The organism is Sphingomonas sp. KC8 (genome assembly GCF_002151445.1).
GTDB lineage: Bacteria > Pseudomonadota > Alphaproteobacteria > Sphingomonadales > Sphingomonadaceae > Sphingomonas_E.
In genome coordinates, this window is sequence record NZ_CP016306.1 from 3,176,725 (window position 1) to 3,200,453 (window position 23,729).

General features: G+C 64.7%; 33 protein-coding genes. 22 read left to right on the forward strand and 11 right to left on the reverse strand.

The features are described 5' to 3' along the window. The first annotated feature begins 28 nt into the window (after positions 1–28). The 12 genes from KC8_RS14990 to pal all read left to right on the forward strand — a co-directional run bounded on the left by KC8_RS14990 (position 29) and on the right by pal (position 9,017). Positions 29–772: a YebC/PmpR family DNA-binding transcriptional regulator gene (locus KC8_RS14990; RefSeq protein WP_010126595.1), complete on the forward strand. Its 744-nt coding sequence runs from the start codon at positions 29–31 to the stop codon at positions 770–772. Beyond that, a complete protein-coding gene (ruvC, locus tag KC8_RS14995) occupies positions 769–1,266 on the forward strand; it encodes a crossover junction endodeoxyribonuclease RuvC (RefSeq protein ID WP_029624684.1) in 498 nt (165 codons plus the stop codon). The genes KC8_RS14990 and ruvC overlap by 4 nt, the downstream gene beginning before the upstream one ends. Then, positions 1,263–1,862: a Holliday junction branch migration protein RuvA gene (gene ruvA / locus KC8_RS15000; RefSeq protein WP_010126599.1), complete on the forward strand. Its 600-nt coding sequence runs from the start codon at positions 1,263–1,265 to the stop codon at positions 1,860–1,862. Before ruvC ends, ruvA begins: the two co-directional genes overlap by 4 nt. Before the next feature lie 44 nt (positions 1,863–1,906). Continuing rightward, positions 1,907–2,827, forward strand: coding sequence for a DUF5655 domain-containing protein (locus KC8_RS15005; RefSeq protein WP_010126601.1), 921 nt, complete (start codon positions 1,907–1,909; stop codon positions 2,825–2,827). Positions 2,828–3,080: 253 nt separating this feature from the next. Next, complete coding sequence (gene ruvB / locus KC8_RS15010; protein WP_010126602.1) at positions 3,081–4,109, forward strand: Holliday junction branch migration DNA helicase RuvB; 1,029 nt, start codon at positions 3,081–3,083, stop codon at positions 4,107–4,109. A 60-nt stretch (positions 4,110–4,169) separates the two neighbouring features. Continuing rightward, positions 4,170–4,634 (forward strand): tol-pal system-associated acyl-CoA thioesterase, encoded by a 465-nt coding sequence (gene ybgC, locus KC8_RS15015; protein ID WP_010126603.1) that lies wholly within the window; start codon positions 4,170–4,172, stop codon positions 4,632–4,634. After that, a complete protein-coding gene (gene tolQ, locus KC8_RS15020) occupies positions 4,631–5,317 on the forward strand; it encodes a protein TolQ (protein ID WP_010126604.1) in 687 nt (228 codons plus the stop codon). Before ybgC ends, tolQ begins: the two co-directional genes overlap by 4 nt. Positions 5,318–5,360: 43 nt before the next feature. Continuing rightward, complete coding sequence (gene tolR / locus KC8_RS15025) at positions 5,361–5,804, forward strand: protein TolR (protein WP_010126606.1); 444 nt, start codon at positions 5,361–5,363, stop codon at positions 5,802–5,804. Further along, positions 5,801–6,649, forward strand: coding sequence for a hypothetical protein (locus tag KC8_RS15030; RefSeq protein ID WP_010126607.1), 849 nt, complete (start codon positions 5,801–5,803; stop codon positions 6,647–6,649). Before tolR ends, KC8_RS15030 begins: the two co-directional genes overlap by 4 nt. A 20-nt stretch (positions 6,650–6,669) precedes the next feature. Then, entirely contained in the window at positions 6,670–7,053 is a 384-nt protein-coding gene (locus tag KC8_RS15035; RefSeq protein ID WP_138956720.1) for a hypothetical protein, read from the forward strand. Positions 7,054–7,090: 37 nt separating this feature from the next. Further along, a complete protein-coding gene (gene tolB / locus KC8_RS15040; protein ID WP_010126610.1) occupies positions 7,091–8,413 on the forward strand; it encodes a Tol-Pal system beta propeller repeat protein TolB in 1,323 nt (440 codons plus the stop codon). Positions 8,414–8,492: 79 nt separating this feature from the next. Continuing rightward, entirely contained in the window at positions 8,493–9,017 is a 525-nt protein-coding gene (gene pal / locus KC8_RS15045) for a peptidoglycan-associated lipoprotein Pal (RefSeq protein ID WP_010126611.1), read from the forward strand. 57 nt (positions 9,018–9,074) lie between these two features. On the opposite strand, the gene KC8_RS15050 is transcribed toward pal, so the two are convergent. From KC8_RS15050 to KC8_RS15065, 4 genes are read right to left on the reverse strand one after another with little or no spacing between them, the layout of a single operon-like run. After that, on the reverse strand, positions 9,075–10,184 hold the full coding sequence (locus tag KC8_RS15050) for a GNAT family N-acetyltransferase (RefSeq protein WP_037496603.1): 1,110 nt from the start codon (positions 10,182–10,184) through the stop codon (positions 9,075–9,077). Positions 10,185–10,203: 19 nt separating this feature from the next. Continuing rightward, positions 10,204–10,962 carry a glycerophosphodiester phosphodiesterase family protein gene (locus tag KC8_RS15055; RefSeq protein WP_010126614.1) on the reverse strand — a complete coding sequence of 253 codons (759 nt, stop codon included), beginning with the start codon at positions 10,960–10,962 and terminating at the stop codon, positions 10,204–10,206. Then, a complete protein-coding gene (locus KC8_RS15060) occupies positions 10,943–11,410 on the reverse strand; it encodes a RidA family protein (protein WP_010126615.1) in 468 nt (155 codons plus the stop codon). Before KC8_RS15060 ends, KC8_RS15055 begins: the two co-directional genes overlap by 20 nt. A 31-nt stretch (positions 11,411–11,441) precedes the next feature. Next, on the reverse strand, positions 11,442–12,350 hold the full coding sequence (locus KC8_RS15065) for a DMT family transporter (RefSeq protein WP_029624685.1): 909 nt from the start codon (positions 12,348–12,350) through the stop codon (positions 11,442–11,444). Positions 12,351–12,895: 545 nt separating this feature from the next. Here KC8_RS15065 and KC8_RS15070 point away from each other — a divergent pair. Then, positions 12,896–13,768: an OmpA family protein gene (locus KC8_RS15070; RefSeq protein ID WP_010126617.1), complete on the forward strand. Its 873-nt coding sequence runs from the start codon at positions 12,896–12,898 to the stop codon at positions 13,766–13,768. Between the two features lie 82 nt (positions 13,769–13,850). On the opposite strand, the gene KC8_RS15075 is transcribed toward KC8_RS15070, so the two are convergent. After that, on the reverse strand, positions 13,851–14,474 hold the full coding sequence (locus KC8_RS15075; RefSeq protein WP_086495596.1) for a hypothetical protein: 624 nt from the start codon (positions 14,472–14,474) through the stop codon (positions 13,851–13,853). Then, on the reverse strand, positions 14,471–14,740 hold the full coding sequence (locus tag KC8_RS15080; protein ID WP_086495599.1) for a DUF3572 domain-containing protein: 270 nt from the start codon (positions 14,738–14,740) through the stop codon (positions 14,471–14,473). The genes KC8_RS15075 and KC8_RS15080 overlap by 4 nt, the downstream gene beginning before the upstream one ends. Positions 14,741–14,778: 38 nt before the next feature. On the opposite strand from KC8_RS15080, the gene KC8_RS15085 reads away from it, so the two are divergent. Next, positions 14,779–15,141 carry a response regulator gene (locus KC8_RS15085; RefSeq protein ID WP_010125622.1) on the forward strand — a complete coding sequence of 121 codons (363 nt, stop codon included), beginning with the start codon at positions 14,779–14,781 and terminating at the stop codon, positions 15,139–15,141. 201 nt (positions 15,142–15,342) lie between these two features. Here the strand turns inward: KC8_RS15085 and rpmG are convergent, their stop codons facing one another. Continuing rightward, a complete protein-coding gene (gene rpmG, locus KC8_RS15090; protein ID WP_010125625.1) occupies positions 15,343–15,510 on the reverse strand; it encodes a 50S ribosomal protein L33 in 168 nt (55 codons plus the stop codon). A gap of 210 nt (positions 15,511–15,720) precedes the next feature. Between rpmG and KC8_RS15095 the strand changes: the two genes are divergently transcribed. Then, positions 15,721–16,068: a hypothetical protein gene (locus KC8_RS15095; RefSeq protein WP_010125626.1), complete on the forward strand. Its 348-nt coding sequence runs from the start codon at positions 15,721–15,723 to the stop codon at positions 16,066–16,068. A gap of 13 nt (positions 16,069–16,081) precedes the next feature. Here KC8_RS15095 and KC8_RS15100 read toward each other — a convergent pair whose 3' ends face one another. Continuing rightward, entirely contained in the window at positions 16,082–16,537 is a 456-nt protein-coding gene (locus KC8_RS15100; protein ID WP_010125627.1) for an Lrp/AsnC family transcriptional regulator, read from the reverse strand. A 159-nt stretch (positions 16,538–16,696) separates the two neighbouring features. On the opposite strand from KC8_RS15100, the gene KC8_RS15105 reads away from it, so the two are divergent. Beyond that, on the forward strand, positions 16,697–17,437 hold the full coding sequence (locus tag KC8_RS15105; protein WP_010125629.1) for a tryptophan 2,3-dioxygenase family protein: 741 nt from the start codon (positions 16,697–16,699) through the stop codon (positions 17,435–17,437). Between the two features lie 36 nt (positions 17,438–17,473). Here the strand turns inward: KC8_RS15105 and KC8_RS15110 are convergent, their stop codons facing one another. Further along, entirely contained in the window at positions 17,474–18,400 is a 927-nt protein-coding gene (locus KC8_RS15110; RefSeq protein WP_037496195.1) for an isoaspartyl peptidase/L-asparaginase family protein, read from the reverse strand. A gap of 70 nt (positions 18,401–18,470) precedes the next feature. On the opposite strand from KC8_RS15110, the gene ispG reads away from it, so the two are divergent. From ispG to KC8_RS15125, 3 genes are read left to right on the forward strand one after another with little or no spacing between them, the layout of a single operon-like run. Further along, positions 18,471–19,601 (forward strand): flavodoxin-dependent (E)-4-hydroxy-3-methylbut-2-enyl-diphosphate synthase, encoded by a 1,131-nt coding sequence (gene ispG, locus KC8_RS15115; RefSeq protein WP_010125631.1) that lies wholly within the window; start codon positions 18,471–18,473, stop codon positions 19,599–19,601. Further along, positions 19,598–20,491, forward strand: a complete 894-nt coding sequence (locus KC8_RS15120; protein WP_010125632.1) for a DMT family transporter — start codon at positions 19,598–19,600, stop codon at positions 20,489–20,491. Before ispG ends, KC8_RS15120 begins: the two co-directional genes overlap by 4 nt. A 2-nt stretch (positions 20,492–20,493) precedes the next feature. Beyond that, positions 20,494–20,970, forward strand: coding sequence for a GNAT family N-acetyltransferase (locus KC8_RS15125; protein ID WP_029624554.1), 477 nt, complete (start codon positions 20,494–20,496; stop codon positions 20,968–20,970). Positions 20,971–20,988: 18 nt separating this feature from the next. Here KC8_RS15125 and KC8_RS15130 read toward each other — a convergent pair whose 3' ends face one another. Then, positions 20,989–21,645: a DUF1345 domain-containing protein gene (locus KC8_RS15130; RefSeq protein WP_010125634.1), complete on the reverse strand. Its 657-nt coding sequence runs from the start codon at positions 21,643–21,645 to the stop codon at positions 20,989–20,991. Positions 21,646–21,690: 45 nt separating this feature from the next. On the opposite strand from KC8_RS15130, the gene KC8_RS15135 reads away from it, so the two are divergent. The 3 genes from KC8_RS15135 to KC8_RS15145 are packed head-to-tail and all read left to right on the forward strand — an operon-like array spanning position 21,691 to position 23,307. Further along, positions 21,691–22,005 carry a DMT family transporter gene (locus tag KC8_RS15135; protein WP_010125636.1) on the forward strand — a complete coding sequence of 105 codons (315 nt, stop codon included), beginning with the start codon at positions 21,691–21,693 and terminating at the stop codon, positions 22,003–22,005. A gap of 1 nt (position 22,006) precedes the next feature. After that, positions 22,007–22,348 (forward strand): TfoX/Sxy family protein, encoded by a 342-nt coding sequence (locus tag KC8_RS15140; RefSeq protein WP_010125637.1) that lies wholly within the window; start codon positions 22,007–22,009, stop codon positions 22,346–22,348. Next, on the forward strand, positions 22,345–23,307 hold the full coding sequence (locus tag KC8_RS15145) for a threonine ammonia-lyase (RefSeq protein ID WP_010125638.1): 963 nt from the start codon (positions 22,345–22,347) through the stop codon (positions 23,305–23,307). Before KC8_RS15140 ends, KC8_RS15145 begins: the two co-directional genes overlap by 4 nt. Here the strand turns inward: KC8_RS15145 and KC8_RS15150 are convergent. After that, on the reverse strand, positions 23,304–23,720 hold the full coding sequence (locus KC8_RS15150) for a GtrA family protein (protein ID WP_010125639.1): 417 nt from the start codon (positions 23,718–23,720) through the stop codon (positions 23,304–23,306). The genes KC8_RS15145 and KC8_RS15150 overlap by 4 nt on opposite strands. Between the last annotated feature and the right edge of the window lie 9 nt (positions 23,721–23,729).

Below are 23,729 nucleotides of genomic sequence, written 5' to 3' on the forward strand. Positions count from 1 at the left end.
GACACAACAGCACAGGACCGCGACGGCAATGGCCGGCCATTCCAAATTCAAAAACATCATGCACCGCAAGGGTGCCCAGGATAAAAAGCGTTCGGCGCTTTTTTCCAAGCTCAGCCGCGAAATCACGGTGGCCGCCAAGATGGGCCTGCCCGATCCGGCGATGAACGCCCGGCTGCGCGCCGCCGTTATCGCCGCGCGTGCCGGCGGCATGCCCAAGGACAATATCGAACGCGCGATCAACAAGGCGGCCGGCAGCGACGGCGAGAATTATGAAGAGATCCGCTACGAAGGCTTTGGCCCTGGTGGCGTGTCGCTGATCATCGAAACGCTGACCGACAATCGCAATCGCACCGCGACCAACGTGCGCACCGCTGTCGCCAAGAATGGCGGCAATCTGGGTGCGGGCGGATCGGTGAGCCACGGGTTCGATCGGATGGGCCTGATCACCTATCCGGCCAAGGCGGGTGATGCCGACACGGTGTTCGAAGCAGCCCTTGAGGCCGGCGCCGAGGATGTTTCGTCATCCGAGGACAGCCATGAAATCTGGACCGCGACCGATAATCTGCACGGCGTCGCCAAGGCGCTGGAAGCGGTGCTGGGCGAAGCGGAAGGCACCAAGCTGGCCTGGCGCCCGCAGACGATGGTTTCGGTTGGCGAGGCGGATGCGGCAACGCTGTTCAAGCTGCTCGACGTGCTCGACGACGATGATGACGTGCAGACCGTCTGGGGCAATTACGACATCTCCGACGATGTGATGGAGAAGCTGGGCTGATCCTGATCGGCCTTGATCCCGGGCTTGGCACCACCGGCTGGGGCGTGATCGCGGCCGATGGCAATCGGCTGAGCCATATCGCCAATGGGCAGGTGCGGACCGAAGTGGCCGCACCGCTCGCTTTGCGGCTGGTGGCGCTGCACGATGCGCTGACGGATGTGCTGATCGCCCACAGGCCCGATGGCGCGGCGGTGGAGGAAGTGTTCGTCAACACCAACCCGCAATCGACGCTGAAGCTGGGACAGGCGCGCGGTGTGATCCTGCTGACGCTGGCGCGACAGGGGCTTGCGGTTGGCGAATATGCGGCAAGGCTGGTGAAGAAAGCGGTCGTGGGCACGGGCGCGGCTGACAAGACACAGGTCCATGCGATGGTGTCGCGCCTGCTGCCGGGGGTGAAGATCGCCGGCGCGGATGCGGCCGATGCGCTGGCCGTCGCGATCACCCATGCGCACCATCTGGCCAGCGCCAGGGCTTTGAAAAGGATCATTGCATGATCGCGCGACTGACCGGCATCCTTGCCGAAACCACGGCCGATCATGCCGTGCTGGATGTCGCCGGGGTCGGTTATCTGGTGCAGGCATCGGCGCGCACCCTGGCGGCGATCGGGCCGATCGGCGGGCAGGTGATGCTGTTCACCGAAATGCAGGTCCGCGAAGACGCGATGATCCTGTTTGGCTTTGGATCGGCCGGCGAGCGCGACTGGTTCCGTTTGTTGACCAGCGTGCAGGGCGTTGGCGGCCGGGTCGCGCTGGCGATCCTGTCGGTGCTCGCGCCCGATGAACTGGTCCGTGCCATCGGCAGCGGCGACAAGGCGATGGTTGCGCGCGCCAATGGCGTCGGGCCGAAACTGGCGATGCGCATCGTCAACGAACTGAAGGACAAGACCGGCGGGCTTGTGATTGGGCCGGCGGGCGGCGGTGCGCCGGTTGCCGCCGGCAGTGCTGCGGCCGACGCGCTCTCCGCCCTCGCCAATCTCGGTTTCCGCCCGGCGGACGCGAACGCGGCGGTGGCGGCGGCCGAGGAAGAACTCGGCGCTGGCGCGACGCTCGATGCGATGGTGCGGCTGGCGCTCAGGAAGGCGGCGCGCTGAGAGAAGGTCATGGTGCAGGCTCTCAAATTTGGACGATACACCACATGAGCGATCTTAAATTATTTCGCACTGAATCAACCGGCGTGATCGAACTTGCCGGTGGCGCAGTGTCGCTCGAGAAGTCATTGCAAACCCTATTTGAAGCAAATCTGGAAGCGTTGCTGGGTGTGCGTTTTCTTGCATCCGAATTTACCACCAATGAAGGTGGTCGAATGGACACACTTGGTATCGACGAAAATAGCGCGCCAGTCGTTATTGAGTATAAACGCTCATCGAACGAAAATGTTATCAATCAAGGCCTGTTTTATCTTGATTGGCTCATGGGGCATCGCAAGGATTTTGAGTGGTTGGTGCTTGAGAAGCTTGGCGCCGATATCGCAAAAAAGGTGGATTGGTCCGGATCGCGTCTGATCTGCATCGCCGGCGATTTCGGCAAATATGATGAACATGCCGTAAAGCAGATGAATCGCACAATCGCGCTGATCCGCTATCGTCGTTATGCGGGTGATTTGCTTCTTCTGGAGCAGTTAACCGCGACAACAGCCAAACCCATTAATGGGGCCCAGATGGTCAGTCCCATGCAAGCCGGCGCAGGGGGGAGCAAGAAATATAAAACGACCAGCGAACATATCGCCGAAGCCCCATCTGCGGTGCTCGATCTCTATCATGCGGTCAGCGCTTATCTCGAAGCTGTTGGCGACGATGTTCAGGTAAAAATGAATGACAATTATGTAGCATTCCGTCGCTTGAAGAATTTTGCCTGCGTAGAATTACGAAATCAACTCGGCAAGCTATTGGTCTATGTCCGTGTGAACCCTGATGGCGTGGCGTTGGAGGCCGGATTCACGCGTGATGTGCGTCAGATAGGCCACTATGGCACCGGTGATCTTGAAATCACGCTTCAGTCCATGGACGATGTGGAAAAAGCGAAGCCGTTGTTTGATGCCAGTTATCAGAACGCCTGACGAAAATTCACTTTGCTTTATATCATGTTCGTTTGCTCGCTAGGGTAATCGTTCCCGTTCCCGCCACTGGTAAAGTTGGAATCGAACTGGCAGCGTGGCGCGCGATGATCCCCGCTTGCGCCTCGTTTGATCCATTTTCCCCAGCGGTCTTTGCGTGCCGCTATGTGGAGGCGATGGCAATCCTCAACTTCCTCAACTTAAGGTCTGGCGCGCGCCCTCGACAAGCCGCGCCCGACATGGCTACGGCAGCTTGGTGACTGACGCCGACCGCATCCTGACCGCCGCCCGCCGCCCCGAAGATGTGGATGCGGCGCTGCGTCCCAAATCGCTCGACGAATTTGTCGGGCAGAAGGCCGCGCGCGAAAATCTGCGCGTGTTCATCGAAGCGGCGCGCACGCGCGGCGATGCGCTCGATCATGTGCTGTTCTTCGGGCCGCCGGGGCTGGGCAAGACCACCCTGGCCCAGATCATCGCCAAGGAAATGGGATCGGGGTTCCGCGCCACGTCCGGCCCGGTCATCGCCAAGGCCGGCGATCTGGCCGCCCTCCTCACCAATCTTGAAGATGGCGATGTGCTGTTCATCGACGAGATTCACCGGCTCAATCCGGCGGTGGAAGAGGTGCTCTATCCGGCGATGGAGGATCGCGCGCTCGATCTGATGATCGGCGAAGGGCCATCGGCGCGATCGGTGCGGATCGATCTGCCGCGTTTCACGCTGGTTGGGGCGACGACGCGGCAGGGGCTGATCACCACCCCGCTCCGGGATCGTTTCGGCATTCCGGTGCGGCTGCAATTCTACACGGTCGACGAACTGGAACATGTCGTACGCCGCGCCGCCGATCTGCTGGGTCTGGGTATCGCCCCTGATGGCGCGGTGGAGATTGCCCGGCGCGCGCGCGGGACGCCGCGGATCGCCGGACGGCTGCTGCGGCGGGTGCGCGATTTCGCCAATGTCGCCGGGGTCGATGTGGTCGATCGCAAGGCGGCGGATGCGGCGCTCAACCGGCTGGAGGTCGATCATCGCGGGCTTGATGCGATGGACCGGCGTTACCTGATGATGATCGCCGATATCTATCGTGGTGGCCCGGTGGGGGTGGAAACGCTGGCGGCCGGCCTGTCCGAGCCGCGCGATACGGTGGAAGAGGTGATCGAACCGTACCTCATCCAGCTCGGCCTGATCGCGCGCACGGCGCGGGGGCGGTGTCTCAATGCGCTCGGCTGGAAGCATCTGGGTCTTAATCCCCCGCCGGGCGCGGAAGCTGGGCTATTCGACGGAAAATAGGCGCGACAGCCCGCGTATGGGGGGTTCCTGTCGCGAATCGGAGCGGCTAGACCTTTGCCGATGGTTAAGGACGTGCAGGATCGGCCATATGAAGGCCGCTTCGTCGGCCCGGAGCATCGTTTCGCGGTGCGTGTCTATTTCGAGGACACGGACCTGACGGGCGTGGTGTATCACGCCAATTATCTGCGCTTCATGGAACGCGCCCGCAGCGATATGTTGCGCGCCGCCGGGATCGATCAGGTGGCCGCGCAGGATGCGGGCGAGGGCTATTATGCGGTATCGGATCTCGCCATTCGCTACCACCGCCCCGCAAAACTCGACGATGCGCTGCTGATTTTATCCGAAGTGCGGGAAATTCGCGGCGCTTCGTGCGTCATTCATCAAAGAGTCATGCGGGGTGATGAGGTAGTCGCGGAAGCGGATGTGACTGCGGCCTTCATCGCCCCCAACGGCAGGCCACGGCGACAGCCGCGTGGCTGGATCGCCATTTTCGAACGGCTAAAAGGGAATTCTGACCAATCATGACCATCGCGCCGACGGAATCGCTGCTTTCCCCCGTCACCTTGTTCATGCAGGCCGATTTCGTCGTGAAGGCGGTGATGATCGGGCTGGTGCTGGCGAGCATCTGGACGTGGACGATCATCATCGCCCACGGCATGCGGCTGAAAAGCGTGGCCAAGGCCAACGACGCCTTCGAACGCGATTTCTGGAAGGCCGAGGATATCGACCGTTTCTATGACGGCCCCGGCCGCGCCGATCTGCCCAGTGCCAAGGTGTTTTCCGCCGGCGTCACCGAATGGCGGCGATCGACCAAGGGCGGCAGGATCGACCGGGAAGGCACGCGCGCCCGGCTGGCGACGACGATGGGGGCTGCCGTGGCCGCCGAAATCGATCGGCTGTCGGATCGGCTGAACATTCTCGCCACAGTCGGTTCGGTCGCCCCGTTCGTCGGGCTGTTCGGTACGGTGTGGGGCATCATGCGCAGCTTCACCAGCATTGCCGCCCAGCAGAACACGTCGCTTGGCGTTGTCGCCCCCGGCATTGCCGAGGCGCTGTTCGCCACCGCGCTCGGCTTGTTCGCGGCCATCCCGGCGGTGATCGCCTATAACCGGCTGAGCCATGTGCTGAACCGGGTCGAAGCGCGGCTCCACCGTTTTGCCGATGGCTTTCATTCGACGTTGAGCCGCGAACTGGAGAACGAGGCGTGAGCGCGCGGACGGATATTGCGACCCGCATGCCGGATCGCGTCTGATGGCGATGGGGCCTATCCAGGGACGCGGCCACAACGGCCGGCGCGCGCCGATGGCGGAAATCAATGTCACGCCGCTGGTGGATGTTATGCTGGTGCTGCTGATCATCTTCATGATCACTGCGCCGTTGCTCGTTGCCGGGGTGCCGGTGAACCTGCCGGATAGCCGGGCCGGTGCACTCGACCAGAAAGACCAGCCGATCCAGATTTCGCTCGATGAAACGGGCAAGGTGTTCCTCGACGATCAGGAAGTGGCCGAGGCCGCGCTGGCCGATCGGCTGACCGAGCTCGCCACGACACGGGGCACCGGCAAGGATGCCCCTCAAATCTACCTGCGCGCCGATCGCGGCCTTGATTATGGCCGGGTGATGCGGGTGATGGGCGAACTGAACCGTGCCGGCCTGAACAAGGTGGCGTTGGTCACGATGGGCGAAGAGAAGCCGTGATCGATCGTGCGGAGAAGGCTGGTTTCGGCGTTGCGCTGGTGGGGCATGCCGCCCTGTTCGCGGTGCTTTCGCTCGGCCTCGTCTCCACGGCCAAACTGCCGCCGATGGTGAATGAGCCGATGGACGTGATCCTGACCGATGAGGTCGGCCTGCGGTCTGCCGTGCCCAACCCCGCGACCGAGGCACCGGCACCGTCCGAAGCCCCCGAAATCGCTCCGCCCGAAGAGCCGGCTCCGGCCGAACCCACGCCTGTGACACCCGAACCGACACTCAAACCGAAGACTTCCGACGCACCGGCGCCCAAGCCTGCCGATAAGCCTAAACCGATCGAAAAGCCCGAACCCGCCGCCAAGCCCGCGCCCAAGACGGAACCGCAAGATATGAGCGACCGGCGTCGCCCCGATCGCGAGGCCAGGGGTAAGGCCGAAAAGGCCGGCGGAACCCGGCTGGGTGCGGATTTCCTGAAGGGGATATCGGACGATCCCAAGGGCAAGGCGAAGACGCCGCGCGCGGCGGTGAGCGGGGCCGCGATGCAGGGGCTGGCAGCAGCACTCGCCCGGCAGTTCAAGCCTTGCTACGAACTCGGCTCGCTGGAAGGGACGGCGGCGATGAGCATCGTGACGGTGCTGCGCTTGCGTTATAAGCCCGATGGCACGGTTTCGGTCGCCCCGGAAGTGGTGGAGCAGACCGGGATCAACGACGGCAATCGGTCCTACGCCCGCCAGATGAGTGATGTCGCACGTCGCGCGGTGCTGCGCTGCACGCCGGTCAAGCTGCCGGCTGAATTGTACGAAGGTGGCTGGAATGATTTCCAGCTGCGTTTCATCCCGAGCCAGATGGGGTGACATGGCGCACGCTCACGGCCTTGACCCTCGCTCTCGGCGCCTGCGCCACGCCACCGCCGATGGCGGCGGCGCCTGCGCCCGATCGCGCCGCCGTATTGCGCGCGACGCAGCGCGCGGCCGATCAGGTGAAACGCTGTTATCGCCACCCCAAGGTGAGCCGTGCGGCGCGCCTGATCGCGACGACCTTGCATGTCAGCTACGCGGCCGACGGCACGTTGATCGGGTTGCCGGAGGTGGTCGGCCAATCGGGCGTCACGGACGAAACGGCGGTGCAGGCGTCGCTGATGGCCGAAGCGGCCCGGCTGGCGGTGATCCGCTGCCAGCCGATCAGCTTGCCGCCCGAACTATATCAACGTGGGTGGGACGATTTCGAACTCACCTTCAGGCCGGCGGGTTTCGCATGAAAATGATCCATCGGGCGCGGAATAACGGGAGACGATGATGAAGCTGTTGCAAACCCTGCTGCTGGCCGTGGGCGTGGCGGCACCCGTGCCGGCGCTGGCGCAGTCGATCACCGTCGATATCACCGGCGGCATATCGTCGCCGATGCCAATCGCGATCCCGTCGATGCCGACGCCGGCGATCGTGCCGACGGCGGCGGGCGATACCTCCGCGCTCGGCCGGCAGGTGGCCGAAGTCATCACCAATGATCTGCGCAACAGCGGCCTGTTCCAGCCGATCGGACCAAGCGCGCTCGGCCAGGTGAGCTTCGCGCAGGTGACGGCACCGGATTATCCCCATTGGGTCGGTACAGGTGCGCAGGCGCTGGTGCAGGGCTTCGCCCAGGCCAATGGCGATGGCACGATCACTGTTGGCTGTTACCTGTACGACGTCTTCGCCAAGACCGAACTGGCGCGGCAAGGCTTTGTCGTTTCGCCCGCCAACTGGCGGCGGGCCGCGCACAAATGCGCTGATACCGTTTATACGCGGCTGACTGGTGAAGGCCCCTATTTCGATAGCCGCGTCGTCTATGTTTCGGAGACGGGGCCCAAGCTCAAGCGGATCAAGCGGCTGGCGATCATGGATCAGGATGGCGCAAACCACCGCTTTCTGACCAACGGCCAGAATATCGTGCTGACCCCGCGGTTCGCGCCGAACCAGCAGTCCGTTGTCTACATGTCGTTCGTCAACGATAAGCCGCGTATTTATGTCTACGATATCGGATCGGGCCGGCAGCGGCTCGTGGTCGACCAGCCGAACATGACATTCGCGCCGCGTTTTTCGCCCGATGGCCGCTTCATCGTCTTTTCGATGGCGGTGAACGGCAACACCGACATTTATCGCGTTCCCGCGAGTGGAGGCGCGGCGACGCGGCTCACCACGTCACCCGGGATCGATACGGCGGCCAGCTACTCGCCCGATGGTAGCCGGATCGTCTTTGAAAGCGATCGCGGCGGCACCCAGCAAATCTATGTGATGAGCGCCGATGGCTCCGGCCAGCAGCGGATCAGTTTCGGATCCGGCCGCTATGCGACGCCGGTGTGGAGCCCCAAGGGTGATCTGATCGCCTTCACCAAGATCGGTGGGGGCTTCCGCATCGGCATCATGGCGCCGGATGGATCGGGCGAAAAGACGCTGACCAACGCTTGGCAGGATGAAGGGCCAAGCTGGTCGCCCAACGGCCGTGTCGTCATGTTTTTCCGTACCGCGCAGGGGTCCGGCAAGGCCGATCTGTGGTCGGTCGATCTCACCGGCGTGAATGAAAAACGCGTTCCGACACCGCTCGATGGATCCGATCCGGCCTGGGGGCCGTTACTGCCCTGAAACGGGGTTGACCTTAGCCTGCCTTACCGTTCATCGTTCAAAAGTACCGTTTCGTCGTTAAATGTTTAAGGAGACCGACATGCCAAACCTGACGACCAAGCTGCTGATGGCCGCAGCCCTCGTCGCCGTTGCCGGCTGCGCCAAGAAGCCGCCGGTCGAGCTGCCGCCGGCTCCGCCGACCGAAACCGCGCCGCCGGTGCAGACGCAGCCGGAAGCGCCGGTGACGTCGACGATCGTTCCCGGATCGAAGGAGGATTTCCTCCAGCAGGTCGGTTCGGACCGCGTATTCTTCGGCACCGATATTTATGATCTTGACGCCGAGGCGCGTAGCATCCTCGATCGTCAGGCTGAATGGCTGGCCAAGTATCCGAACGTCCGCATCACCGTCGAAGGCCATGCCGACGAACGCGGCACGCGCGAATATAACCTCGCGCTGGGCGATCGCCGCGCCAATTCGGCGAAGAACTATCTGGCGTCCAAGATCGACGCGAGCCGCATTTCGACGGTCAGCTACGGCAAGGAACGCCCGGCTGTGGCCGGTTCGGACGAAAGCGCCTGGGCGCAGAATCGCCGCGCGGTGACGGTTGTCATCACCGGCATGTAATCGGAAATGAGCGAGGGGGAGGGATCGCAAGGTTCCTCCCCTTTCTTCTGGCGGGTGTCACCCGCGCTTGAACGGTCCCATTTCCGCCAGCACATCGATCTCCTGGGCAACCGCGCGGCGTTCAGCGTCGAGATAATCGGCCACGGCGCGGCGGAACCCGGCATCGGGGATGAAATGGGCGGACCAAGTGGCCACCGGCTCATAGCCGCGCGCCAGCTTATGGTCGCCCTGCGCCCCGGCCTCGACGCGGGTGAGGTTGCGGGCGATGGCGGCGTCGATTGCCTGATAATAGCACAGCTCGAAATGGAGGAAGGGCACCTCCTCCGCCGCGCCCCAATAGCGGCCATAGAGCGCGTCCGCGCCGATCAAGTTGAGCGCGCCGGCGATGGGCCGCCCATCGCGCAACGCGAGGATCAGCAGCACCTTGTCCGCCATCCGTTCGCCGAGCAGCGAGAAGAAGGCGCGGGTGAGATAGGGGCGGCCCCATTTGCGCGCGCCGGTATCCTGATAGAAATGCCAGAAGGCGTCCCAATGCGCCTCGGTCAGCGCGGCGCCGGTGAGGTGGACGATCTCCAGCCCGGCCACGGCGGCGGCGCGTTCCTTGCGGATCGCCTTGCGCTTGCGGCTGGCGAGGGCCGCGAAAAAATCATCGAACGATCGATAGCCATGGTTGGCCCAGTGGAACTGGCGGTCGGACCGGATCAGCCAGCCGGCGGCTTCGAACAGGGGCACCTGCTCGGCTGCGACGAAGGTGGCGTGGGCCGAGGAGAGATTGTTCTGGCGGACGACCGTTTCGATCGCGCCGATCAATGCGGGGGCGAGTGCGGGGTCGCGCAGCAGCAGGCGGGGGCCGGGAACGGGGCTGAACGGCGACGCGATCTGGAGCTTGGGATAATAGCGCCCGCCGGCCCGCTCCCACGCATCCGCCCAGGCGTGATCGAACACATATTCGCCCTGGCTGTGGCTCTTGGCATAAGCGGGCGCGATCGCGGCGGGGTGGCCATCGGCGCCGTCGACCAGGATCGGGATCGGTTGCCAGCCGGCGCGTGAACTGACGCTGCCCGATTCTTCGAGCGCGGACAGGAAGGCGTGGCTGACGAAGGGGTTGTCGCCGCCGGCGCAGGCATCCCAATCGGCCGCAGGGATCGCGCGGACGCCATCGGCCATGCGGGCGACGATATCGTGATCAGCCACGGGGCAGCTCGTAGATCGGTGCGTCGGCGTGCGCGGCGACGGTGGCGTGATCGGCGGGGCTGCGCACCGTCCAGCTCAACACCGGCAGGCCGCGTTGGCGCTGGGCGGTGGCAAAGGGGGACGGGAGATCGCGGACGTCATAGGCGAGGAAATCGGGCTTCGCGCGCCAGAGGGAGAGGTGGCGTTCCCATGCGCCGCGACAGCCGGCTTTGCCGTCTTCGGTGACGACGAGGCCGCGTGTCGTGGCGGGGGCGTGGCGGGCGAACCAGTGGGCGACTTCAGGGTTGAACGACATCACCGCGACTGGGCCGGTATAGCCCGCCAGCGCCTGATGGACGGCGACGCAGAGGGTGGTCGGATGGCGGTCCTTGCTTTTCACTTCGATCAGCAACGGCACGCGGCCGGCGATGAGGTTGAGGGTCGTGTTGAGGCCGGAAAGCGTTTCAGCGGTGTTGGACAAGGCGATGCCCGCAAGCTGGGCGGCGGTGTAATCCAACAGCGGGCCGGTGGCCGCGGTCAGCCGATCGAGCGTGGCATCGTGAAACACGATCGCCTGCCCGTCGCGGCTGAGCTGGACATCCAGTTCGATCCCGTCGCCCTGTTGGATCGCGGCGAGAAAGGCGGCGCGGCTGTTTTCGACCACGCCCGCGCCATGCAGCCCGCGATGCGCGAACCGCCCGCCTTTCAGAAAGGCGACGCGGCCGGCGGCAGGCGCCGGCGCGAACAGCGGATCAAGCAGGCCGAACGGCAATGATCGCATCAACCTCGACCGCGGCGCCCAAAGGCAGGACGGGCACGCCAACGGCGCTGCGGGCATGGCGGCCGGCATCGCCGAACACATTGGCCATCAGTTCGGATGCGCCATTGGCGACCTTGGGCTGATCGATGAAATCGGCGGTGGACGAGATGAACGCGCCGAGCTTGACGATGCGCACGACGCGATCGAGATCGCCGCCCAACGCCGCCTTGATCTGCGCGATCAGCATCAGGCCGCAGCGTTCGGCCGCCGCCCGGCCGCCTTCGGCATCCATATTTTCGCCCAGCCGCCCGGTGATCAGCGTGCCATCCTCGCGGAATGGCAACTGGCCGGAAATGTGGAGTAGCCCGCCTGCTTCCACCGCCGGCACATAGGCAGCGACGGGGGCGGCGGGCTGGGGGAGGGTAAGGCCGAGTTCGGCGATGCGCGCTTCGATGCTCATCCCCGTCTCATCCGCCCGCAGGACAAAGGCGTCAAGAGGGTGTCCCGTTGCGGTGGAGAAGGGCCGCCATCAGAATACCGGCAAGGATCAGCGCCATCCCGACGAGATGATAGGGATGGAGCGGTTCACCCAGCAGCAACGCGGCCAGCCCCGCGCCGAACAACGGCATCAGGCTGATCGTCTGCCCGGCGCGCGCCGCGCCGATGGTCGCGACCGCCGCATTGAACAGGAAATAGGCGATCACCGACGGCAGGATCGCGACATAGGCGAAAGCGCCGATCACCGCCGGCCGCCAGTCGATCGCGGCGATGGCACGCGATTCGCCGATCGCCAGCGGCAGCATCGCCAAGGCCGCGATCAGAAAGGTAACAGCCAGAAAGGCGAATGGCCCGACTGCGGGCCGGATGCGCAGCAGGCTGGTGTAGAGCGCCCAGCCGAGCACGCCGATCAGGATGAGGCCGTCGCCATAGCCCAGCCGCAACCCCGCCAGCACGGCCCAATCGGCGCGAACGATGACGAGGACGACGCCGACGGTGGACAGGATGACCCCGGCAATCTGCCACGGGCCGGCACGCTCGCGGAAGAACCACATGTTGAACCCCAGCACCATCGCCGGAATCAGCGCCTGGAGCAGCAGGCCGTTGGTGGCGGTGGTGTGATGCAGCCCCCAATAGAGGAAGCCGTTGAACCCGGCGACACCAACCAGCCCGAGCAACAGGATCGGTTTCCACCCGGCGAGCAAGGCCGCGCGATCGCGCCGCAATTCGCCCCATGCGAAGGGCAGGAGAATCAGCAGTGCGCCCGTCCAGCGGACGAAGGCGAGCGTGAAGGGGGGGATATCATCGCGTACCGCCCGGCCGACGATCGCATTGCCCGCCCAGAACAGCATGACGAAGGCGAGCATCACATAGGCACGGATGGCGGGGGACATGCTGGTCATCAGCTTGTCGTAGCGGCGGAATCCCGCATGGGCCACCGTCGCCAACGGGCGGGGGGGCGGGACCGGCCTTCATGCCCGGCCCCGGCCACCCCGGCATTGATCGGGGATGGCCGCCAAGCAGATGTGCATTCGTCGTCAAATTAATGTTTATGAACGATAAATATCGAACAGTTCGACTATGATTCTAACCTGCCGTGCCCGTTTCTTGAAGAACATATCCATTGATTAACGTGAGTTATTCAAAATCGATTGGAAAAACCATCCAGTATGAACTTGGTGTGGGGGTGAGGATTGCATCGGCTCGTCGCACGATGCGCTCCAATTGGCTGCACAACTGTTCGCGATGCGCGTCTGTTCATCTGCCAGAAAGGTTAATCTGAACAGGCAGGCCGTCCATGGCGCGCATCCGCAGCGCCATGCGGCACATCTTACGACGGTAAACGGAGGGGGTTCTGACAGCCGAAGACGCCATCATGCGGCCGGCAGTCGGACGAGAAGCTGCGGTCATGCAGGCCCGACTGATCGATTTTTGAAGGAGTAGCGTGATGCGTGTCATTCCCCAGGGTTCAAAATTTCTCTTGTTGGCTGCCCTGCTGTCCGGGGCATCGTCGGGCAGCGTGTTCGCACAGACGCAGGAGCCGCCGGCGGCCGACGTCTCGGCAACCTTTTCTGCCCCGGCGCCGTCCGAGATGACGGCTGGTCCCGAGATCAAGGGCATCATTTCCGCCCGCAGCGGCGACAAGATGCAGGTCACGGCCGCCGACGGCACCAAATCCGTGATCGTCATCAACGATGCCACCCGGATCAGCGCCAGCAAGGGATTCTTCGGCCTCAACCGTAGCAAGCTGGCCGCAACCTCGCTGCTCAACGGCCTGCCGGTTGCCGTCAAGACATGGCAATCGGGTGACGGACTGGTGGCAAGCCAGATCAACCTTCAGAACAAGGACATCAAGACCGCGTCCATGATCCACAACGGCACGGCGCAGCGTTTTGACGAACAGACCGCGGCAACCGAGGCGCTGCGGGGCCGGATGGGCGAGATCGACCAGTATAATGTCAAAAGCACGACGAACGTGAATTTCGACACTGGCAAGGCGGCCCTGTCCGCCGAGGCGAAGAGTGATCTGTGTGCCGCGGCGGCCACCGCCGAGGGGATGAGCAACGCCCTGCTGCTGGTTGTCGGCTATACCGATTCCACGGGCGACGAGGAGTATAACCAGACGCTGAGCGAAAAGCGCGCCGGCCGCGTCGTCAATTATCTTCAGCAAGTCTGCGGCTGGAAACCCTATCGCATGCTGACCCCGACCGGCATGGCCGAAGCCGATCCGCTGGCCAGCAACGACACCATCGAAGGCAAGGCGCAGAACCGCCGCGTGGCGGTGAATATTCTGGTCAGCAAGGGCCTGGACGGCCTTTAAGACGCGCGGGGTGGGCGTTTGCCCACCCCCGTTTTTTCGATCCGGTATCGCCCGTGCGAGCGTGACCCTGATCCCCGAACCCTTATGCCACCGCGCGCATGGCGAAGCGATCGAGCACCCAATCCTGCGCGGTCGCCCAATCATCGATGCGGGCATGGGCATCGGGCGCGGGGGGGATGTGCGGGGCCATGATCGGTTCGGCGACAAGGTGCAGCCGCCACACATCGGGGGCGTGCTTGGCCGCCGACTGGTGGTGCACGGCGAGATCGTCGATGAACACCGCGCTGCTTGGGCGCATTTCTTCGATCAGGCGGGCGACGGGAACCCCCTTGCCGCCGCGATTGCACAGGACGCGATGGCGGATGCCGACCGATTCAAGCTGGGCGACGCGGCGCGCATGGTGATCCGCGCCGACATTGGTGAGGATGACGATATCGGCATGGTCGGCAATCCGCGCCAGCGCATCGAGCGCGCCGGGCACCGGCGTCTGGCGGTGCATTTCGGTGGTGAAGAAGCTGTCGAGCAACGCCCAGGCCGCGTCGGCCGGAACCGGGCTGCCATCGGCCCGGCGGGTCATCGCATTGGCGGTGTCGTGCCGGTCGAGCGCGAACTGGATGCCATGCGCCTCTTCCAGCCACATGCCGAAATGGGCGGCCATGTGCAGCAGCACTTCATCGCAATCGGTGATCAGCAGCGGTCGGTTCATATGTCCATTTCCATGCGGGCGCGCACCAGCGCCTGGGGGGATAGATCCAGCGCTTCGGCGCAGGCGATCAGATCGGGTTCGTGGTTTTCGAGAAAGCCGAGGGCGGCGGCGAGCATCGCGGGTTCGGTGAGGCGGCTGCGCAGTTCATCCGGGGTAATCCCGGTGAGCGCCAGGAAGCGTTCGGCGCGCGTGGGTTCGCCCAGCGCCCATGCCAGCGCCTGAAGCCCGATCGCGGCGGGGTCTCGGTTTGTTTCCGGTCTCGGCATCGTCTACACACAGCAACGGTAGCGTAAGTGGGGAGCCTGTGTCCAAGAAAGTGCTCGTTGTCGAGGACAACGAACTCAACCTGAAGCTGTTCTGCGATCTGTTGCGGGCGCACGACTTCACCGCAGAGCCGGTTCGCGATGGGCGCGAAGCGGTGACGGTGGCGCGCGCCTTCGAACCCGATCTCATCATCATGGATATCCAGCTGCCCCATGTCAGCGGGCTGGAACTGATCGAACAGCTGAAGGCGGATGAGGCGCTGCGCACGATCCCGATCATGGCGGTGACGGCCTATGCGGGAAAAGGCGACGAGGATCGTATCCGCGCCGCCGGGGCCGAAGCCTATGTATCGAAGCCGATTTCGGTGATGCGCTTCGTCGAAGCGGTCGAAGCCCTGCTCTGAAATCGCGGTGCGGGGCCGGATATGGCGCGGCCGCAGGCACAGGCGGCCGAAAGACCGGCCGGCCTGTCATATCGGGCGTTCAGCGCAAAAGGCGCCCGATGCAAACGGGCGCGAGATAGCCGTGGCCAGCGCTGGCGCGCGGCCGGAAGCGGACCGCAGTCCACCCAAGCAGATCCAGGCGGACGAATGCCCGCCCGACCATTACTTGATCTTGGCTTCCTTGAAATCGACATGCTTGCGCACGACGGGATCATACTTGCGGAAGCTCAGCTTCTCGGTCTGGGTGCGCGGGTTCTTCTTCGTCACGTAGAAGAAGCCGGTATCGGCCGTGCTGACGAGCTTGATCTTGACGGTGGTCGGCTTGGCCATGACCCTGGATCCTTCGAATTCTGCTGCTGCGTGCCAGTGGCACGAAAAAATAAGGCGACGTCGCCGCCGCCCGATTCCATCGCGGGGCCATTGGGACAGGCCGGGCTGAAAGTCAAGCCGATGGCACGGGGCAAGGCAGCCGAAATGCCATTCACCGGCTTAATCTGGCGCTAATCTTCCTGTGGCCATGATCGCGGCCGGGAGAAGACGATGACCGCGATGCACCGAATCGAATCACTGGCCGAATCACCGGCCGGCACCCCCGTCCACGACGAGCTTTGCGCGCGAATCGCCCAGCTCGACCGGGATTTTCGCGCATTGTCGATCGGCGAACTGGGCCGGCGGGTGGACGCGATCCGCAAGATCGCGCGCACCCACGGGCTGGAACCGGTGAGCCGGCTGGCGGCGGGGCTGGGCGACATGCTGGCGCGCGGCGGCCGTGGCCCCAGCGTGCGGCCCTATCTGGATGGCCTGCGCGATGCGGCGGGATGCCCGCAGCAGGATGAAGCGACGGCGCGGGCCTTCATGGCGGCGGTGCATCTGCGCCTGGTGGGCTGATCCACCGGCGGGATCATGGGCCGGCGCAGGCGGTGACGGAGCCGTCGGCCTTGATTTCGCGGGTGGCGATCGTCGTCGTGAAGCGTTCGACGCCGGGCAGCCGCCACAACTGACCGCGCAGGAAATCATCGAGGGCTGCGAGATCGCGCGCCAGCACGTGCAGCAGATAATCGCTCGCCCCCACCGTTGCGTGGCAGGCCAGGATCATCGGGTGGCGGATCACCGCGGCCTCGAATGCGTCGTGCCGGTCGAACGCGATGGTGACATGGACGAAGGCGCTGGTCGTCAGGCCAAGCGACGGGGGATCGACCACCGCGCGGTAGCCGCGCAGGGCGCCCGTTTCCTCCAGCGCCTGCACCCGTTTCCAGCAGGGCGATTTGGTCAGCCCGGTGCGTTCGGCGAGATCGGCGAAGGACAGCCGCGCATCGCGTTCGAGCAGACTGAGCAATTGTCGGTCGATACGGTCCATTCGGTCTGCCTGTTGCCGATGATGGGGCACGTTTGCCGTTAAGGTAAGCATAATGGGAAACGATCGCCGCGAAAAGCGCGGTCGGATGGATGCTTCGCGGACAATGTTTCGCGGCGGCGCTGCTAGGTTGGCCGATCACGATAGTCAGGCGAGGATGGCATGGACCGGCAGGCTTTTTACGCGCGGATGCAGGCGCCGGCGGCGCTGGATTATGAACTATATCTGGATACCGGCACCTTGCTTGGCTGCCAGAAGGACTTTGGCGAGTTCGTGAACCGCGACGAGCTTCAGTTCCAGATCGTCCACCAGGTGGAAGAATTGTGGATGAAGCTGATCGCCTACACCCTGCTTGATGTGGACGATTATTTGCAGGTGGCTAACACGCATCGGGTGGTGACGCTGATGGGCCGCGCGCACCGCCTGCTGCGGCTGATGACCGACCAGCTCGACCTGCTCGAAACCATGTCGCCCAAGGAATATCAGCAGATCCGCCTGCAACTGGGCAATGGCAGCGGGCAGGAATCACCCGGGTTCCGCACGCTGCTTACGATGCCGCCGCATCTGTGGGCGAGCTTCGTCGCGGCCTATCTGGCGCCGGCCGGACGGACGGTGCGGTCGATCTATGACGAAGGTTACGCCCATGACGCGGCCTATGTGGTGGCCGAGGCGCTGATCGAGTTCGACGAACTGTTCGGCAAATTCCGCTGGCACCACCTGTTCCTGATCCACCGATCGATCGGGATGGGGGCCGCGTCGCTGAAAGGCCGGTCGGTCGATCTGTTGCAGGCCGGCGCCAAGCACCGTTTCTTTCCCGAATTGTGGGACGTGCGCGTGGCAATGACGGATGCGTGGGGCGGCGATTATGGCCGGGTGCGCGAAAGCCTGTCGCACCATGGCTGAAGGCTGGGGCTAGGAACTGGCGGCTGAGGCCGCCGCTTATTCGTCGCCGTAGATCGCGATTTCGGGCGGGGCATCGTGGGTGGCGATGGCGCGGTACATGCCCGGCGTGTTGAAGGCCCAGCCGCCCGATCCATCGGCGGAGACGACGATCACCCCGCCCTTGCCGCCCATGTCGCCAAGTTCCGAGATGAGGGCGTCGGCGGCATCGTCGATGCTGGCGCCCGCCAGCCGCACGCGGGCCGTGATTTCGTGGGCGAGGCCCAGCCGGATGAAAAATTCGCCGGCCCCGGTGCAGGAAACCGCGCAGGCGCGATCATCGGCATAGGTGCCGGCCCCGATCAGCGGCGAATCGCCGACCCGGCCCCATTTCTTGCCGGTGAGGCCGCCGGTGGAGGTGGCGGCGGCGACATGGCCATGGGTGTCGACCGCGACGGCACCGACCGTGCCGTACTTCATCGCCGAATCGAACGGCGCATCGGGGTTGGCGAGAATTTCGTCGAGCTGGCGGCGGCGTTCGGCCGTTTCGAACCATGCCGGATCGGCCGATTCCACACCATGCGCGCGGGCGAAGGCATCGGCCCCCGATCCGGCGAGGAAGACGTGGTGGCTCCGTTCCATCACCGCGCGGGCCAGGGTGATCGGATTGCGGGTGGCGCGCACGCCCGCGATCGCACCCGCATCCAGCGTCGCCCCGTCCATGATCGCGGCATCGCATTCGATATGCCCTTCGGCGGTGTAGACCGATCCGCGCCCGGCGTTGAAATGGGGATCATCCTCCAGCAGGCGGACGGCGGCCTCGACCGCATCGAGCGCGCTGCCGCCTGCGGCAAGGATGGCCGATCCGGCTTCGATCGCGGCCTTCAGCCCGGCGCGCCCGGCCCTGTCGTCGGCATCCGACAAGTGCCCGCGTCGCATCGATCCCGATCCGCCGTGGATGACGAGGGTCCAGCGTATAGCGGTCATCGCGGGTGTCCTTCATATCTGCGCCGGGTGCAGCTATAGAGGGTCGCATACCCAACCGCGAAGGCTTTCAATGTCCATCCGTCCCTGGCGCGATATCGCGCGGCGCGAATCCCGCCAGATCATGATCGGCAACGTCCCCGTGGGCGGTGGCGCGCCCGTCACCGTGCAGACGATGACGAACACGCCGACGTCCGATGCCAAGGCGACGATCGACCAGATCCGCCGGTGCGAGGAAGCCGGCGCGGACATCATCCGCGTATCCTGCCCCGATGTGGAATCGACGGCGGCCTTCCGCGAGATTACCCGCGCGGCCAAGGTGCCGATCGTGGCGGATATCCATTTCCACTATAAGCGCGCGCTGGAAGCCGCCGACGCGGGGGCTGCCTGCCTGCGGATCAACCCCGGCAATATCGGATCGAACGAACGCGTGGCCGAAGTGGTGCGCGCGGCCAAGGCGAATGGCTGCGCGATCCGCATCGGCGTGAACGCCGGCAGCCTTGAGCGCGACCTGCTGGAAAAATATGGCGAGCCGTGCCCCGAGGCGCTGGTGGAAAGCGCGCTTGATCATATCAAGCTGCTGCAGGACCATGATTTCCACGATTATAAGGTCGCGGTGAAGGCGTCGGACGTGTTCCTCGCGGTGGCGGCCTACATGCAATTGGCCGACGCGGTGGATTGTCCGCTGCATCTGGGGATCACCGAGGCCGGCGGCTTGATCGGCGGTACGGTGAAATCGGCGATCGGCATCGGCAACCTGCTGTGGGCAGGGATCGGCGATACGATCCGCGTTTCGCTTTCGGCCGAACCCGAAGAAGAAGTGCGGGTCGGATACGAGATTCTGAAGTCGCTCGGCATCCGCAGCCGTGGCGTGCGCGTCATTTCCTGCCCGTCCTGCGCGCGGCAGGGGTTTGACGTGATCCGCACGGTGGAGAAGCTGGAAGAACGGCTGAAGCATATTGCGACGCCGATGTCGCTGTCGGTGCTCGGCTGCGTCGTCAACGGCCCGGGCGAAGCGCGCGAAACCGATATCGGCATCACCGGCGGCGGCAATGGCAAGCATATGGTGTATCTGTCGGGCGTGACCGACCATCATGTCGAGGATGCCAGCATGATCGACCATATCGTCAAGCTGGTCGAGGCGAAGGCCGCCGAGATCGCGGCGGCGGACGCGGCAGGCGAGGCGGCGCAGGCGGCGGAGTGACGCCGACCCGGCCCGCCACCGCCTTTGCCGTCGCGACGCTGGGAATCGCGGTTTTTGCATCGATGGACGCGCTGATGAAGGGGCTGACCCTTGAGATCGGCGCGTACAACACGATGCTGTGGCGATCGCTGGCCGGTGCGCTGATCGCGGCCGTGCCGCATTTCCTGCGGCGGCCGGGCTGGCCCGATCGATCGACCTTGCGGCTGCATTTCCAGCGCGGGCTGGTGGCGACGGCGATGGCGATCCTGTTTTTCTGGGGGCTGGCGCGGGTGCCGATGGCGCAGGCGGTAGCGCTGACCTTCATCGCGCCGCTGATCGCTTTGTTTCTGGCGGCCTGGCTGCTGCATGAGCGGATCGATCGCAGCGCGATCGTGGCCTCAGGCGTCGCCTTTGCCGGGGTGCTGGTGATATTGGCGGGCCAGTCGCGCGCCGAACTGGGGCATGATGCGTTTCTGGGCGCGATCGCGATCCTGGTTTCGGCGGTCTGCTATGCCTATAACATCATCCTGATGCGGCGGCAGGCGCTGGTGGCCGATGGCCGGGAAGTGGCCTTTTACCAGAATGTGACGGTCGCCATTTTCCTGATGCTGGCGGCGCCCATGCTGGCGGTCGTGCCCGATGCGCGGCATGCGCCGGGCTTGCTGGGGGCAGCGGCGCTGGCCACCATATCGCTGTTCCTGCTGACCTGGGCCTATGGCCGGGCGGAGGCCAGTTATCTTGCGCCGGTGGAATATACCGCCTTCGTGTGGGCGAGCCTGCTTGGCTATCTGGTGTTCGGCGAACATGTCGGCCCGCTGACCGTGATTGGCGCGGCGCTGATCGCGGGCGGCTGTTTCATCGCCGCGCGGCGCAGGCCCGTGCCGATGGGCAATCTGGAAGGAGCAAGCTGACCGTGACGACCGTTGTGCGCCCTGCTGTTCTTACCGACGCACCCGAAATCCTGCGGATGATCCGCGCGCTCGCCACCTATGAACGCGAGCCGGATGCGGTGAAGGCAAGCGTGGAATCGCTCACCGAAATGCTGTTCGGGGCCGATCCCAAGGTGTTCGCGCATGTCGCCGAGGTGGATGGCCGGCCGGCGGGGCTGGCGGTGTGGTTCCTCAATTTTTCCACCTGGACCGGGCGGCATGGCCTGTATCTGGAAGATCTGTTCGTCGATCCGGCGGTGCGCCGGAATGGGGTGGCGCGGGCCTTGTTCGGCGCGCTGGCGGCCGAAGCCAAAGCGCGGGGGTGCGCGCGGATCGACTGGGCGGTGCTCGACTGGAACGAGGATGCCAAGCGTTTCTACCGCACGCTTGGCGGCTATCATTCGACCGGGTGGGAACCGTGGCGGATCGACGGCGACGCGCTGGTGGCGTTGCAGGGGTGAGGCAAGCGTGAATTAGGCTTAGCTGCCCAGCACGTTGATCGTGAAGGCCAGCACCCCGATGTTGAAGAAGAAGGCGGCCAGCGTGTGGGCGGTGGCGACGCGGCGCACCGCGCGATCGGCGATCACCACGTCGGATGTCTGGAACGTCATTCCCAGCGTGAAGGCGAAATAGGTGAAATCCCAATAATCGGGTTCGTGCGTATGGGGGAATTCGATCCCCCCGCGATCGCCGCCGCCCGCCGCCTGCCGGTAGAACATGTGCGCATAATGCAGCGTGTAGACGAAATTGCTGAACAGCCAGGCGATCACGAGGGTCGCGACGATCAGCACCGCGACGCCGGGCTGGGTGGCCTGTTTCAGCGTCAGTTCGGACGCGATCGCGACGAGGATCACCAGCATCACCGCCCCGGTGACCGCCAGCAGGCCGGCGCGGTTGGCGTCATTCTGCTCGGCGGAGGCGCGCATGGCATCGGCCTCGCGCCGGAACAGCGGCAGGCAGGACAAGAGGAAGAGGATCGCGGCGCCGTCGAACGCCAGCATGATCGCCTGTCGCCATTCGACGAAGGTCGCCGCGGTCGTCCCGCCGGCGATCGCCAGCAGCGCGAACAGCAGGAAACGGGCCGGCGCGATGCGGTTGCCGATCGCCCATTTGCCCTTTGTGCCCCCATTTGCCATGGCCGGGACAGTATCGCAGGTCGCGATGGTGTTGGAGCAAAATCAATGGCGTGGTTCTGGCTGATCCTGGGCGGGTGCTTCGAGGTGGGGTTCACCACCTGTCTGCGCTTCGTCGACGGGTTCAAGAATGTGCCATGGACCTTGGGCTTCCTTGCGTCGGTGATCCTGTCGATGGGGTTGCTGGAACTGGCGTCGCGATCGATCCCGATGGGCACGGCCTATGCGGTGTGGGGCGGCATCGGCGCGCTGGGCACGGTGATCGTCGGGATGATCTGGTTCGGCGAGCCGATTAACGCGCTGCGGCTGCTGCTGATCGTCGGGTTGGTCGGCTGCATCGCCGGCCTGAAACTGGCGCATTGAAATGAGCGATATCATCGCCTGGATCGAAGAGGCGCTGGCGCCGGTGGGCGCGGTGACGAGCCGGGCGATGATGGGCGGGCGGACGGTTTATTGCGACGGCATCGTCTTTGCGATCGTCGCCGATGATGAACTGTGGTTCAAGGCGGATGCGACGAGCGACGCGATCTGGGATGAAGCGGGCTGCGACCGCTTCACCTATCAAATGGGCGAAAAGACCGGCACGATGAACTATCGCCGCGCGCCGGGCGATGTGCATGATGATCCGGACGCGATGCGCCACTGGGCCAAAATCGCGATCGCGGCGGGGGCGCGGGGCCAGTTGAAAAAGGCGAAGCGGCGATGACGACCGACCTGCCCGTCACCTTCACCGATATCGCGGCCGCCGTGACGCGGATCGAAGGCCATGTCCACCACACGCCGGTGCTGACGTCGCGCCGGCTGGATGCGATGCTGGGCGCTGAAATCCTGTTCAAGTGCGAGAATTTCCAGCGGATCGGCGCGTTCAAGGCGCGCGGCGCGCATAATGCGGTGCTGGCGCTGGACGAGGCGATGGCCGCACACGGGGTCGTCACCCATTCGTCGGGCAATCATGCGGCGGCGCTGAGCCTGGCGGCGGCCACGCGCGGCATCCCCGCCTTCATCGTCATGCCCGAAAATGCGCCGCTGGCGAAAATCGATTCGGTCAAACGACTGGGCGGGCAGGTGGAATTTTGTGCACCGACGATCGCCGCGCGCGAGGCTGCGGCCGATGCGATCGTGGCGGCGCGCGGCGCCACCCTGGTCCACCCTTATGATGGTCCGCTGGTGATCGCGGGGCAGGGGACGGCGGCGCTGGAACTGCTGGATCAGGCCGGCCCGCTGGATGTGATCCTCGCCCCCGTCGGCGGCGGCGGGCTGATGGCGGGAACGGCGGTCGCCGCGCGCTACCTGCAACCGCGCATCCGCATCATCGCGACGGAACCCGAACAGGCCGACGATGCGTATCGTTCGTGGAAATCGGGCGTGCGCACGGCGGGCGACCCGCCCGACACCATCGCCGATGGCCTGCGCACCACTTTGGGCGCGAACGGCTTTGCGATCCTGACCGCGTTGCTCGACGATTTCGCCACCGTCAGCGAAGCCGCGATCGTGGATGCGATGCAGCTGGTGTGGGAAGTGATGAAGATCGTCATCGAACCGAGCGCGGCGGTGCCCGTCGCCGCCTTGCTCGAACGCAGGATCGACGTGGGCGGCGCGCGGGTGGGCGTGATCCTGACCGGCGGGAATGTCGATCTTGATCGGCTGCCCTGGCAGCGGCCCTAAGCGAACACCCAGCGGCGGTTGAGCCAGAACACGACAAGCGGGGTGACCGCGACCATGAACGGCATCGGCCACCAGGTTTGTCCGCCCAGCCGTTCGACCAGCAGCCACACCCAGAAACTGTTGAGGCCCAGGCTGACCAGCGAGACGGCGACGAAGCGGCCGCCGGTGCGGGCAAGATTGTCGCGCTGGCCATGGCCGCGGAAGCTCCACCGGCTGTGGATGACATAGCCGACGATGACCGCGCAGACATAGCCGACCAGATTGGCGATCAGCGGGGCGACATGGGCGATTTCCGCCAGCGACCAGTAAAGCCCCAGATGGACCACCGAGGCGATGCCGCCGGTGATCGCATAGCGGATCAGCTGCCCCAGCAACTCGCGATAATAAGCCATGCGGCCGTTGGTGCTGTTCATGTCTGTCCG